Genomic DNA, 14,052 nt, shown 5'->3' on the forward strand with positions numbered 1-14,052 from the left:
CGCCGCAAGTAGAGGACGGACAGCGAGCGACGTCCAGGGCGAACAAGTTGGCGTGAAAAAGGCGAGGCATTGACCTTCTGGTCATGCCTCGCCTTTTGAATGACAAACTGTCGCCCTGGGCGGCGCGCAGCGTCGGCCGGTTACGGCGTTTGGTAAAACGCCGTAACTACTCCTGTGCTCCGTACTGCTCGTAGTAGGCGTCGATGGCGGTCTTAAGTTCGTCATCGATGACGACCTTGCCATCGATCTCGTGGTTGTAGAGGGTCTCGACGACCTCGGCCATGGAGACGATGCTCGCGACGGGGAAACCGTACTTTGCCTCGATCTCCTTCTGAGCGGTGGTCACGCCACCCTTGCCGACCTCCATGCGGTTAAGAGACACGATCAGGCCCTTGATTTCGACGTCGGCGGCAGCCTTAACCTTGGGATAGGTCTCGTCGATGGACTTGCCGCTGGTGGTAACGTCCTCGACCATGACCACACGGTCGCCGTCCTGGGGCTCATAACCCAGCAGGTTGCCCTTATCGGCACCGTGATCCTTGGCCTCCTTGCGGTCGCAGCAGTACTTGACCTCCTTGCCGTACAGCTCGTGGTAGGCAATTGCGGTCACGACGGCCAGCGGAATACCCTTGTAGGCCGGTCCAAACAGCACATCAAAGTCGTCGCCAAAGTTATCGTGGATGGCCTGGGCGTAATACTCACCCAGCTTCTTGAGCTGATAGCCCGTCACGTAAGCGCCGGCGTTCATAAAAAACGGGGACTGACGGCCGCTCTTGAGCGTAAAGCTGCCGAACTTAAGAACGTCGGACTCAACCATAAACTTGATGAACTCTTGCTTGTAAGCCTCCATGCGGGCTCCTCTCGTAATCGCGTACGTGCCCTCCAGTTTAGCGCAGGCGAAGCATCGATGCGGGTGCGCTTTGGAGCCACATCCCCCCGTTAGAGTAAGGAACTGGGCGGCACCTCATACGCTAGTCCTTGGGTGCCCAGGACCAGAAGAAGTTGATAAGGGCCACACGCGAGTCGGTACCGGTCTTTCTGTTGATCGAGGAAATGTGGCGGTAGAGCGTAGAGCGCGAAAGGAAAAGCGTTGCGGCAATGTCCTGAACGCTCCGATCCGAAACGACCAAGGCCTCAAGAATATCGCGCTCGCGCTCTGTAAGCCCAAAGGTGGTGACGAAGGCATCGAGGCGTTCATCGGGCGCGGGCTCCGCTGCCTCCACAAGCGCGGGGTCGGAACATGCGGGCGCAAGATCTCCACCAAGATTGTCGGCAGCAAGCGCCAGCCCGTCCTGCATCACGGCATCATCGGCCCGTTGCCCCAACTGTCCCAACAGCGTAATCGCAATACCCACAAACATCACGAGTGCCGCGCCGACTGCAGCCAGCACGTTTTGACTCGAGATAATCGCTACCGCCGGCGCCGTCACGAGCATCGAGCACACGTTATTGACGACGCGACCCATGCACGGCCAAAAATATGACCAGTGCGCATAGAGCGAGATAGCGGCGAATTTTGTGGTAAAGAACACCACAAAGAAGCCCGAGCCCAGATAAAAGATGATCGTGGCAGCAAGCTCGTTGCCGCCATTGCCATCGATGATGATCACAAAGAACGAAAGCGTGGACAGCATGGCGACACATGTCATGCCGATATTCATATACGAACGGCCGCTCAGGTCAAATAGGGCGCCGGCGGCCAACGAACTCGCAACAAGCAGCAGGCGCGGCCAATCACCCAAATCAACGGCTCCGGTAGCATGCAGGGTTGTGAGGCCCGCGTTGAGAGCGGCGAATACGCCGGAAAGATACGCCGTCGCCACGGTCAGGCGAACTACGGCGCGGCGGAATGCCGCCTTTGTCTCGGGCTCGTCATGCCACTTGGCGCCATATTCCAAAGCATCTACCGAAAGCCCGGCAGCACTGGGTTCAAAGTTGGGATCGGACTCATCGCGCAGTTTGGCGCGTCGGGCACCGTGAAGCAACGCCACCTGCGCGATCGCACCGACGACCAGAACAGCCTGCTGAGGAATGCCGGCAGGTATCACCATATGGTTGAAGACCTGCACCAGAACGCCCATGGCGTAAGAAAGTGCGGCGGCGCGCGCCAAGCAGGGCGTCCGCGCAAAGCGCCGCGCAAAGTTTGCATGGGCAGTCGATCCGCAGTAGCCCAGCGCGCAGCACGCCACCAAACCGGCGGCGATTACCACCTCAGTCCGAACCGCCATAATCAACAGCAGGAATGCCGCCACCAGCAAAACACCCGTAACGTCACTCGTTGCATCGATGGCATGGGGACGGCGATAGTACAGAACGGGACGCACAAGAAAGCCAATCACACTCGCGCCGAGGACAAGGCTCTCATAAATAACGACCTCGTTCGGAGACACGAACTCGGCCATGCGCACATCAAAGAGATACTCGCACGCCAAAAACGTAAAGAAGAACAGAGCCAGGCATATAATCTCCTGAATGCCCCGACGCAGACATGCGGTTGTGTCTCCCGTGCCTCTCATGGTTAACCCCCAGCCGCTCAATTGTCTGGAAATCTATTTTAATACAGAGCCAGTCTCAATATCGAAGCCAGGCTCGAAATGCCGCTCATTTCGAGCCCACCGTCCATATCACGCCGCGATTTTGAGCCGCATGGACCAGAAGGGACACGCGAGACCTCTAGCTCGGCTAGGAGCGTCTCCAACTACCACTCATTTAAGTACGTCCCCAATGAGTGCGACGGAATGGCTCCCTTGGCAGCTTAAAGCTGTCATGCAGGAACCATTCCGTCGCAACCTCATGAAAGGGACTGGATTGTAAATGTTGGAGAAGAGCCGTTAGCGCCCGGGAGCCAAGATCACCAGTGCGTCGTGCTCAAAGGGATGCTGAGCCACGCGCACGGTACCGTCACCGTTGTCGCGAACGGGCAGCTTGGCGATGCGCTTGTCCTCCATGTCAAGGACCGTCGCCGTCCAGCCGCACGCGCCGTCGAGCTTAAACTTGAGCGCCGTAGTGCGCGGCAGGTACGTGACGACGCGATCGCCAACGCGCGCCACACGAATGGCCTCGCGCGCGTCATCGAGCAGCTCCTGCGCCGGAACCACGGCAAGTGCGTCGTCGCCAGCCGTAGCGCCCAAGCCGGCAAGCACATGCTCGATCGCGCCAAAGTCCCAAACACCCGCAAACTGCAGGCACTCCTGCCAGCGGAACGGCATGTCGAAGCCCTCGCCCAGCGCCGAGCCCTGGCTCTTGCTGGTCTGCCAGTTCCAAACGCCGTGCGCGCCATAGGTCACGCCAGCGCTCGCACCGGCAAGGATCGACGACCACACGCTCGCGCGGCAGTCCTGCGCGGTGAAGCGCCAGTACACATTGCGCGACGCACCCATCTGCTCGTAACAGGGCTCGGAGTTGACCATCGGCTTTTTAGGGTAGTTGGCGATAAAGTCCTGCGGCAGGTGCCAGGCCTCGGGCTGGCCCTCGTAGTTGTGGCCGGGCTGGAACATGTAAAAGTCCAGACGGTCCAGGTACTGTGCCGGAATGGTGCGGTTGCCGCGGTTGATATGCATGGTGCGCAACGCCTCGGGCGCGCGTTTGACGACTTCGTCGAGAGCATCCTCGTAGTAGGCGATCGCCTCGTCGCTGGTAAAGTCGGTATCGCCCGTCACCACGTAGACGGGGTCGAACTCGCCCAGGTTCTCGACGACGCGGGCAACGTGGGCACGAACCTCCTCGCGCGGCATAACCTCGGCACCGCAATGCTCAGCGATCTTGGCGCCCCAGGTGCCGGGCACGTAGTTGCACCACATAAGCACGAGCGCCGGACGAATGCCGTGCTCGACGGCAGCGCGACACATGGCAGCGGCGCGATCCCAGTACGCCTGGTTGGGACGGGACCAATCAAAATGCACGCCATCCTCGCTGGCATAGGGCCAAATGCCCAGATCGGGGCAGCAGCGATCCCACTGCGGCAGCGTGTTGATCTGCAGCACGTTCATGCCCTGCTCGGCGCGGCGGGTCAGATAGTAGTCCCAATCGGCCTCGGTAATGCTCGTAAACGCGCTCCAGCACGTATCGGCAAACCAAAAGAACGGCTTGCCCTCGCACAAAAAGCCGTCCTGACGACCGTTGACGGTCAGCTTTCCCAAACTCATCTGCATGTCCTTTCGTTTGATAAAGGAGTTGCGAACCGGCAGATTCTTTCGCGGTAACCCCGCGCGAAAGCCCCTGGCGCTTAGCAAGCCCCGGCGAGCAGGCGCCACGCGCCCCCAATCAGTCTACCTTGTAAAAAGGGCCCCGCCGGGCTTGCGCCTGACGGGGCCCTGTCGTGTAGGTAAGGTCGTATGTGACCGAATGGTTTGGCCTTAGGCCTCCATCTCGGCGAGCTCCTCCTTGGAGAAGCCAGTGACAAAGACGACGGCAGCGGCGATGGCAAAGGAGATTGCCATACCGACGATAGCCCAGACGGTGTTCATCTGGCCACCCTGCAGGTAGTTGGTGAAGACCAGGAAGTTGGAGGCACCGCCGGCCAGGTAGTAAGTAACACCCATGAGGCCGGAGAACACGGCACCGATGGCACCGCCGATGAACATACCGAGCATGGTGCGGCGGAAGCGCATGAGGATACCGAAGAGTGCGGGCTCGGTGACGCCGCCGGCGATGGCGGAGATGACGTAGCCCAGAGCAAGACCCTTCTCGTCGGGGTTCTTCATCTTGAGGAAGGCACCGAAAGCGCAGCCCCAGACGGCGGCCATAGCGCAGTTGGTGGAAACGAAGACGAAGGGATCGTAGCCGGCGGCGATGATCTGAACCTGAGCGAGCAGGATGACGGGCATGTGCATGCCGCAGACCACGAAGAGCTGCCAGAAGGCGCCGAGGACGGCCATGACGATCAGGATGCCGATACCGCCAAGGTCGGCGAGACCAAAGAGGGCGTTGGCAATCAGCGTACCGAGCTCGTTGCCGATCGGGGCAAGGACGATGAAGGCGATGGGGATGGTGACGATCATGGTGCAGAACGGCGTGAAGACCGTGGACAGCACGTCGGGCATGACCTTCTTAAAGAACTTCTCAACAAAGTAGAGGACCGGCACCGAGAGGATAATCGGCAGGACGGACTGCTGGTAGTTGGCAGCGGTGATCTGGATGCCATAGACGGAGATGATTCCGCCACCCTCCTGAGTCGCGACACTCACGACGGACGGGGCCATGAGAGCGCCGCCGAGGAGCATGCCCAGAACCGGAGAGGCGCCGAGCTTCTTAGCAGCGGCATAGCCCAAGTAGATGGGGATAAAGGTAAACGTGGCCTCGTACAGGGTGGTGTAGAGGAACGTGTAGGTCGGATCGGTATCGGAGATAACGCCGAGCATGGTGGGACCAAGAACCGCAGCGATGGTGCGGAACAGACCGCCGGCCATGAGCAGCGGAATCAGCTGGGTCATGGAACCCGACAGGTAGTCGAGGATGATGTTGGGCAGGTTCTTGAGCTCGAACTTCTCCTTAGGAGCGTCGAGGTTCTCGTCGACCGCGGCACCCTGCTTGACGCCGGACATGGCGACGAACTCGGCGAGCACCTTGGGCACGTTCTGGCCGATGATGACCTGGAGCTGGCTGCCGGCGAACTGGCAGCCCAGAACACCCTTGACCTTCTTGATCTTCTCCACGTCGGCCTTGCTGTTATCCTTGAGCGTCAGACGCAGGCGCGTCATGCAGTTGGTGGCGACGGTGACGTTTTCCGCACCGCCCACGAGCTCGAGGACATCGGTGGCAATCTGCTTGTTATCTACTGCCATGGGACCCCTCCCCATATCGTCGTGTGCCTAATCGCTTGGGCGCAGGCACGCCTTTGGCCCGGTGACTATAACCCCTTACGGTTACCGAACCCTTGGATACGCTGTCGTAAACAATCTGTTTACTGAACGTTTACAGCGCTTAGTTTACACTCAGCATTGAATTTGTGGCAGTTTTGCCGTTTGCAGTCCGGTGAACGGTAGGAAATCGGGGGTGAACGTAATTGAATGCAGAGGCATTACATATAGTGACATTTATTTATAAATGGTCTTTTACGTGGGATTTTATATAATCTGGCATCTCAATGCCTTGTTGACTCATCAACAAAAGCCCTGCTAGATAGTAGTAAACGAGTGTTTAGTAGTTCATTGAACGTTTGATGCTACCGTTTACCGAGTTCATCCGCTTATTCTCAAATTCTGCTTTACACTAAACATGTTTAGATTGTATTGCCGCGATTGTTTAGCACGCGCGGCACAAGGGAGGCAGCTCATGGAACTCAAATCGTGCACCTACGCAACCGTCAGCACCTTGGGCGACTTTGGCCCCTGGATCAGCAAGGTCGTTCTCGACCTACCCTGCACCGTGCGCGCCAACGATGTCGATGCGAACACTTTCCATATATATGTAGAGCGTCACGAGCGCACGGGCGAGGTCCTGATGCGCAAGGAGCACGGCGCCGACCATGCCACGCCCTCCGTGGGTTACATCGACGTTCTCGCCGCGTATCCGAGTGACGAGAACGGCCGCAAGCTCGCCGTGGGCACCCATGTGGCACTCGAGGTCGCCGAGCAGCGCCTGACCAAAAAGATCGAAGGCGGCGTCATGGGCTCGCGCATGCTCGATAACCAGCTTCACGTCACGCAGCTCGCGGCTCTTCCCGGCGACGACGGCGAACCCACCTGCGGCCTGGTCTTCGATACCTGTCGCGGCGACATCTGCCCCGCGCTCAAGGGCTGGAGCAATGCCGTGCAAAAGACCGCCGTCAATGGCATCGCGCTCGAGTACGGCTTCTTTGAGCCCAGCTTTAAAGCCGAGGACTCGGCCTGCTTCAATCCCTTCGCGCCCGAGGCCACGGTCGTGCCCCAAAAGGCCCCGCTCGTGGTGTACCTACACGGCGCTGGCGAAGGCAGGGGTGCCACGCAGGGCGAAGGCGCCACGCGCGCCTATATCGGCAACCGTGTGACAGCCATTAGCCAGGCGCAAATCCAGCGCTACTTTGGCGGCTTTGCCTGGGTGCTCGTGCCGCAGTCTCCCACGTTTTGGATGGATAACGGCGTCGAGCAGCTCGGCCGCTCCAACCAGAGCATCTACTCCCCCGTACTCAAGGCGCTCATCGACGAGTTTGTCGCCGAGCATGCCGAGCGCATCGACACCGACCGCATCGTGGTCGCCGGCCTTTCCAACGGCGGCTTTATGACCCTGCGTCTGTGCGCCGACTACCCCGATTTCTTCGCCGCCGGCCTTCCCTGCTGTGCCCCGTGGTACAACGCCACGGACGAGGACGTAGCCGCGCTCGCCAAGACGCCGCTGTGGTTTACGCACTCCAAGGGCGACGAGCTCGTGTCGCCGCAGCAGACCGTGCTGCCGCTCACGGCACGCCTGCGTGACGCCGGAGCCAACGTGCACCTTACCTACTTTAGCCATGTCGAGGACCTGACCGGTCGCTATCGCGAGGCCGATGGCTCGCCCAAGAAGACGTTCAACCACGGCGTGTGGATCCACCAATTCAACGACCTGTGTTATCAAGACTTCGACGGGGGCAGCGTGCTCATCGACGGCGAGCCGGTGGGCTGCTGGGAGTGGTCGGCCAGGGTCAATAGGTAATCCGTCCCGGCGCGGGGACCGGATGTTAGTTTTGCAAACGTCCTCGGGCATGCATGGGGCGGCGCTTTGCGCTTCGCGCTGCGCCTTCCCATGCCCCCTGCGGAATGTTTGCAAAACTAACACCCGGCCCCCGCTGCGTTGCCATTGTCGTTGGCCCTGGCCGGCCGCTTCCGGCAGCACGCCGGGTCGGCGGCGATGGGGACCGGGTCCCGTCTTGCCTTGCGCGTAACTGGCTGAATTGATTTTGATTGGAGCTGTTCCTATGTCCCAAGAGTTAACTCGGGTGATTGTTACTACCGATATGGAAGTCGACGATATGAACTCGCTCGTTCATTTGGCTCTGTATCTTAATGTGCTTGATGTTCAGGCTGTGGTGTACACGGCTTCGCAGTATCACTTTCTTGGGGATGGGGTTCATACGCTGGGCGAGGTGAATTCGCATTGGCGGACCAAAGGGCGTCGCTCTTATGAGTGGGATGTTGTGCCTCATGAGCCCGATCCGCTGGCCGGCGAGCTTCGTGAGTATCGTCCGTTTCCCGAGCATTGGATTGAGAGTCTCTGGAGTAATGAATATGCCCAGGCTTGGCCGCAGTTGCAGGCGAATGCGGGCGCTGCCGGTGAGCCGCCGTTTCCCACGCCCGCCCAGATGATCGAGCGCACCTTTGTGGGAAATGTTGCCTTTGAGGGTGATGTGACTGAGGAAACTGAGGGATCTCGTGTAATTGCGCAGGCAATCTTGGATGATGATCCGCGTACGTTATGGCTGCTCAGCTGGGGTGGCATGAACACCATCGTTCGCGCCCTCATGAGTATTGCCGAGCGTTATCGCGCCACGCCCGAATGGCCTGCCGTGCAGCAGCGGGTCTATCAGAAGGTGCGCGTGATGGGCGTTGCCGATGGCGTGGGGCAGGACAACTCATGGCTCGACCATGGACGCGAGCTCTTTCCCGAGCTCATCTTTTGGTGTGTGCCCTATATGTATGGCGGCTATGTCGATGCCAAGATGGCTCAACCCGATACGTTGCCGCTGTTTAAGGCACCTTGGCCTGAGCAGAATCTCACGCAGGGTAACGGCCCCCTCATGGCACGCTACATGCTCTATGGCGACGGCAAGGTCTACGAAAATGAGCCCGAGCGCTTTCAGTTTGGCAAGCATGCCCGTCTGGATTGGGGTCTAGAAGGCATGCCCGCGATGCAGTTTGAGCGCGGCGACTTTATGGCCGAAGGCGACAGCATGACCTATATTCCGCTGCTGCCGTTTGGCCTGCGCGGCATCGACGACCGCGGCTTCGACACACTGCTCGGCCGCATGTTTCTTGATGGACATCCCGATACGGACGCACCCGCCGGTTTTGCCGCCATCGGCACGCCCGTAGACGGCAACCCCAATCCCTACCTGCGCGCCTATCAGGAAGACTTTGCCGCCCGCGCGCAATGGTGCGCCCATGATCCGGCAGCTTGTTCGCATCCGACACATGTTGTCGAGGTCACGGCCGACCGCAGCGCTACAGCCGGCGAGCACGTCACCCTTGCAGCGACCGTCGTCGACCCCGACGGCAAGGGCTTTGATGCACATTGGGATGTCGCCGTGGACCCGTCGAGCTATGCAGGCACGCAGGATCTTTCGCTGTGGCAGGAATGCACGGTGAGCACCGCTTTTATCGTGCCCGCCGACGCGCAGCCCGGCGACCGCTTCGTGCTCACCCTTACCGTGCAGACGCGCGCCGAGCGCCCCTGCAGCCGCTACGCCCAGGTTGCCGTGACCGTGGCATAGCAGGGACGGCGCCCACATTCGGCAGCCGCCACATTCGGCATGGACTGTCCCCAGCTGCCACTCATTTAAGTACGTCCCCAATGAGTGGCCGAAAATGGGCCATGTGTCCCAGTTGTGGAGACTCCTTGAGCCGTCTGGGTATCGTGAAAGATCGCGCGCTCACCCATCATCAAAAGTGACACACGCTACCTGTTGATGGGAGGCAGCCATGGGCTTCTTTGACAAGATGTTCGAGAAGAAAGAGTGCGCGATTTGCGGTACCGAACTGGGGATTTTGGGAAAGACCAAGATCAACGAAGGCTACCTGTGCAAAGAGTGCGCAGGCAAGCTCTCCCCCTTCTTTAGTGGTTGGCGCTCCAGCACCGCGGACGATATCCGCGAGCAACTCGCCTACCGCGAGGCCAACGCCGAGCGCCTGGCCTCGTTCAACCCCACGCGCACACTCTCTGCCGGGCGCACCAACATCATGCTCGACGAAGACGCGGGTCTGCTGATCATCACTTCGCAGAGCCGCTGGCGCGACGCCAATCCCGACATCATCGAGTTCTCACAGGTACTCGGCTGCGATATGGATATCGACGAGCATCGCACCGAGATCTATCGCGAGACCAAGGACGGCGAGCGCGAGAGCTACAACCCGCCGCGCTACGACCTGGATTACGACTTTAACCTGACCATCCACGTCAACACGCCGTACTTTACCGAGATCAACCTGCGCGTGAACGACTCCACCATCGATCAGCGTGGCTCCATCGAATATCGCGAGGCCAAGCGCCAGGCAACCGAAGTCCGCGATGCGCTGGTACAGCTGCGTCAGGAGGCACGCGACAGCGTCGTGGCCGCCAAGGCCCCCAAGACCGCGGTCACCTGCCCCTTCTGCGGTGCAACCACCATTCCCGATGCCAGTGGACGCTGCGAATACTGCGGCGGCGCCATCGGCGCATAGCCTCCGGCACGGAAAGGACCGATCATGGCCTTCGAGAGTGTCAACTATCAGTGCCCCGCGTGTGGCGGCCCCCTTCACTTTGCCAGTGCCGAACAAAAGCTTGTCTGCGACTACTGCGATTCGCGTTTTGAAGTCGAAGAAGTCGAGGCCCTCTATCGCGAGCGCCAGGACAAGGCAGATGCCAAAGCCGATGCCGCAGCCGCGGCCCCCAAACCTGCTGTCGACGATGCCGTGCAGGATCTGGCCCAAAACGCCGGCTACATCTGCTCGTCGTGCGGCGCCGAGCTGGTCTCGGACGGCACCGTCGCCGTTACCACCTGCCCATACTGCGGCAACTCCGCCGTGGCGCCCGGCCAGCTCTCGGGCGACTTCTCACCCGACCTGGTGATTCCGTTTAAGCTCGGGCGCGATGATGTTATGGCAGCACTCAAAGAGCACTACAAGGGCAAAATCCTGCTGCCCAAGAGCTTTGTCACCGGCAACCACATCGACGAGGTCCAAGGCGTTTACGTGCCGTTTTGGCTCTACGGCGCCCGCGTGGATGGCGAAGTGTACTTCGATGCGACCAACGAGACCGTGACCGAGGAATCCGACCGCACTGTCACGACCACCGACCACTACGACGCCTACCGTAAGGGCAAAATCTCGTTTGAGCGCGTGCCCGTCGACGGATCGTCCAAGATGCCCGACGGCCATATGGATGCCATCGAGCCGTTTGACTACGACGCGCTGCGCCCGTTCTCGGTCGCGTATATGCCCGGCTACATCGCCAACCGCTACGATGAGGATTGCGAGACCTGCAAGGCGCGCGCCGAGCGTCGTATGGAAGAAAGTACGATTTCGGCCCTGCGCGAGACCGTCGTCGACGAATATGACGACGCCACAGTCGAAAGCAAGCAGCTCGACTACACCTGGGAAGAAAACGATTATGCCCTGTTCCCCGTGTGGATGCTTTCCACCTCGTGGAACGGCAAGAGTTACCTGTTTGCCATGAACGGCCAAACCGGCCGCATGGTCGGCGAGCTTCCCTGCTCCAAGCCCAAGCTCGCCATCGCCTCGGTGCTGTTCTTTGTAATCGGGTTTGTCCTCTCCCAGATTCTCTTTATGGGCGAGAACGCCTTCGATCCGGACTACCTCACCTTTGATATCGAGGGCATCCTCATCAACATCGTCGCACCGCTGATCATCGTAATCATCGGAGACGTGCTGTTGGTAGGCCAGCTCAAGACGGCCAACGAGGCCACCCACGCCGATTGCTACTGCGGCGAGCTCGACTTGACCGAGAAGCACGACACCTTCAGCCACACCGAGACCACCGTTGTCATGAAGGACAACAAGGACGATTAGCCATTCTAACCAATACCACCCGGCCTTTGACGAGAAAGGAAGATCACCATGGGACTCTTGAAAGCTGGATTGGGTGCTGCCGGCGGCGTCATGGCCGACCAGTGGAAGGAATATATCTATTGCGAATCGATGCCCGCTGACGTCTTGGCCTGCAAGGGCAGCAAGCGCACCGGCGGCCGCAGCTCCAACACGCGCGGCGAGGACAACGTCATCTCCAACGGCTCCGTCATCGCCGTCAACGACGGCCAGGGCATGCTCGTGGTGCAAAACGGCAAGATCATCGAGGTCGCGCTGGAGCCCGGCGAGTTTGTCTTTGACACCGGCAGCGAGCCGAGCGTCTTTAGCGGCAACCTGGGCGACTCCATCAAGGAGACGTTCGCCAATATCGGCAGCCGTTTTACCTTTGGCGGCGACGCGGGCAAGGACCAGCGTGTCTACTTCATCAACACCAAGGAGATCATCGGCAACAAGTACGGCACCGCCTCGCCTGTGCCCTTCCGCGTGGTCGATAACAACATTGGCCTGGATGTCGACATCTCCGTTCGCTGCAACGGCGAGTATTCGTACCGCATCACCAACCCGCTGCTGTTCTACACCAACGTGTGCGGCAACGTGACCGATAGCTACACGCGCGATAAGATCGATAGCCAGCTTAAGTCCGAGCTGCTCACCGCTCTGCAACCCGCCTTTGCCAAGATCTCGGAGATGGGCATCCGCTACAGCGCTATCCCCGGCCACACCACCGAGCTCGCCCGCGCGCTCAACGAGGTTCTCTCCGCCGACTGGCGCGACCTGCGCGGCGTCGAGATCGTGAGCTTTGGCGTCAACTCCATCGCCGCCTCGCAAGAAGACGAGCAAATGATCAAGGACCTGCAGAAGGCCGCGGTCATGCGCGATCCCACCATGGCAGCCGCCAACATCGCCAGCGCCCAGAGCGATGCGATGCGCGCGGCAGCCGCCAACCCCAACGGCGCGATGGCCGGCTTTATGGGCATGGGTATGGCGGGCGGCATGGGCGGCATGAACGCCAGCCAGCTGTTCGCCGCCGGCCAGGCACAGCAGCAGGCCGCCCCACAGCCGGCTCCGGCACCCGCCCCCGCACCAGCTCCTGCCGCTGCCCCCGCGGCCGGCACGTGGACCTGCAGTTGCGGTGCCACCAACACCGGCAAGTTCTGCCCCGAGTGTGGCAGTCCCGCACCCGCCCCGGCACCGACCAAGTGGTTCTGCCCCAACTGCGGCAGCGAAAACGGCGGCAAGTTCTGCAGCAACTGCGGAACGCCCAGGCCCTAGCCCCTCTACCTGGTAATTGGCGGGGAGGTCCGCCACCCCCGCATTTGCTTCTATGGGTTTCGTTCGATAAAGGAGGACACCATGAAGACAACGTTCAAAAAGTCCGTACTCGCATTCCTGACATGCGTCCTGGCGCTCGCCTTTGCCCTAACGGGCTGCAGCGGCGGCGGCAAGGACCCCAAGGCCAACTTCGTCGGCAGCTGGGAACTCTCGGGTGGAACCCTGGAGGGCGAAGAGCTCACCGATGAGTACATGGATATGCTCAAGGAGTGGGGCCTCAACTGTATCCTGATCCTCGACGAAGACGGCACGGGCGTCCTCGACATGTTCCTTGAGGTCGCCGACCTGAAATGGGAGGCCAAGGACGCCACCACTGCAACCATCACCGCCGACGGCGATTCGCAGGACATGAAACTCAAGGACGGCAAGCTCGTCCTCGAGGTGGAAGGCGACAAGCTTATCTTTACGAAGTCCGACAAGGATCTGTCCGGTACGCTAAAAAAGGATCGCGAGGCGGCCGAGAAGGAAGAGGAGATCGATGAGGCCGTCGAAGACGACGACGTCCAGAGCGTCGAAATCTCCCCCGCCGTCACCGTCGCCGATGACGATCTGTGCACCATCACCATCACCGAGAAGTTCAAGGACGAATGGGGCGACATCGGCTTTGTCGTCAACATCACCAACAAGAGCGACAAGGACCTGACCTTCTACGCTCCCTCCGGCAAGACCAACGTCAACGGCACCATGAAGGAACCTTGGTTCTCGGCTAACCTGATGCCCGGCACCAACGCCACCGAGGAATTCACATTCTCGAGCGGCGAGCTTGACAGCCTTGACGACCTGGTCAACACGACCATCGGCATCGACGCCTATCTGACCGATTCCTACGAGGACGTCGCCTCCTACACCGCAACCATCGCGTAGCGGCACGTAACATCAGCCACGGATTGGCGGACACATCCGCGCACTTGCCAGGCGGGGCCGCAGGAGTTGATCCTGCGGCCCCGTCGTTTTTATGCCGACAGTACAGCCGCACAAGCAGGCCGACCGTCGTTTTCTGATGCAAAACGGCGGGCGGCCTATCTTT

The 14,052-nt window shown here is 60.2% G+C and carries 10 protein-coding genes; 6 read left to right on the forward strand and 4 right to left on the reverse strand.

Annotated features, from left to right (window positions below):
- Positions 1 to 166: 166 nt before the first annotated feature.
- The 4 genes from pyrE to ACTNA2_RS06580 all read right to left on the reverse strand — a co-directional run bounded on the left by pyrE (position 167) and on the right by ACTNA2_RS06580 (position 5,783).
- Positions 167 to 850, reverse strand: coding sequence for an orotate phosphoribosyltransferase (pyrE, locus tag ACTNA2_RS06565; RefSeq protein ID WP_154518188.1), 684 nt, complete (start codon positions 848 to 850; stop codon positions 167 to 169).
- A gap of 121 nt (positions 851 to 971) precedes the next feature.
- Complete coding sequence (locus tag ACTNA2_RS06570) at positions 972 to 2,516, reverse strand: LuxR C-terminal-related transcriptional regulator (protein WP_441048948.1); 1,545 nt, start codon at positions 2,514 to 2,516, stop codon at positions 972 to 974.
- Positions 2,517 to 2,831: 315 nt separating this feature from the next.
- On the reverse strand, positions 2,832 to 4,145 hold the full coding sequence (locus tag ACTNA2_RS06575) for an apiosidase-like domain-containing protein (protein ID WP_441048949.1): 1,314 nt from the start codon (positions 4,143 to 4,145) through the stop codon (positions 2,832 to 2,834).
- A 210-nt stretch (positions 4,146 to 4,355) separates the two neighbouring features.
- Positions 4,356 to 5,783, reverse strand: a complete 1,428-nt coding sequence (locus tag ACTNA2_RS06580) for a PTS transporter subunit EIIC (RefSeq protein WP_441048950.1) — start codon at positions 5,781 to 5,783, stop codon at positions 4,356 to 4,358.
- Positions 5,784 to 6,273: 490 nt separating this feature from the next.
- Here ACTNA2_RS06580 and ACTNA2_RS06585 point away from each other — a divergent pair, with 490 nt between their 5' ends.
- The 6 genes from ACTNA2_RS06585 to ACTNA2_RS06610 all read left to right on the forward strand — a co-directional run bounded on the left by ACTNA2_RS06585 (position 6,274) and on the right by ACTNA2_RS06610 (position 13,889).
- Positions 6,274 to 7,608: a prolyl oligopeptidase family serine peptidase gene (locus ACTNA2_RS06585; protein WP_441048951.1), complete on the forward strand. Its 1,335-nt coding sequence runs from the start codon at positions 6,274 to 6,276 to the stop codon at positions 7,606 to 7,608.
- A 262-nt stretch (positions 7,609 to 7,870) separates the two neighbouring features.
- Positions 7,871 to 9,382 (forward strand): nucleoside hydrolase-like domain-containing protein, encoded by a 1,512-nt coding sequence (locus tag ACTNA2_RS06590; protein ID WP_441048952.1) that lies wholly within the window; start codon positions 7,871 to 7,873, stop codon positions 9,380 to 9,382.
- A gap of 208 nt (positions 9,383 to 9,590) precedes the next feature.
- Positions 9,591 to 10,328, forward strand: coding sequence for a DUF4428 domain-containing protein (locus tag ACTNA2_RS06595; RefSeq protein WP_441048953.1), 738 nt, complete (start codon positions 9,591 to 9,593; stop codon positions 10,326 to 10,328).
- Positions 10,329 to 10,352: 24 nt separating this feature from the next.
- Entirely contained in the window at positions 10,353 to 11,675 is a 1,323-nt protein-coding gene (locus ACTNA2_RS06600; RefSeq protein WP_441048954.1) for a hypothetical protein, read from the forward strand.
- A 48-nt stretch (positions 11,676 to 11,723) separates the two neighbouring features.
- Positions 11,724 to 12,965 (forward strand): SPFH domain-containing protein, encoded by a 1,242-nt coding sequence (locus ACTNA2_RS06605; RefSeq protein WP_427795573.1) that lies wholly within the window; start codon positions 11,724 to 11,726, stop codon positions 12,963 to 12,965.
- An 81-nt stretch (positions 12,966 to 13,046) separates the two neighbouring features.
- The gene (locus ACTNA2_RS06610) at positions 13,047 to 13,889 is read left to right on the forward strand and encodes a hypothetical protein (protein ID WP_427727291.1); all 843 of its coding nucleotides are present in this window, start codon (positions 13,047 to 13,049) and stop codon (positions 13,887 to 13,889) included.
- Positions 13,890 to 14,052 lie beyond the last annotated feature (163 nt).

This window comes from Collinsella sp. HCP28S3_E9, from assembly GCF_052065455.1.
Classification (GTDB): domain Bacteria; phylum Actinomycetota; class Coriobacteriia; order Coriobacteriales; family Coriobacteriaceae; genus Collinsella.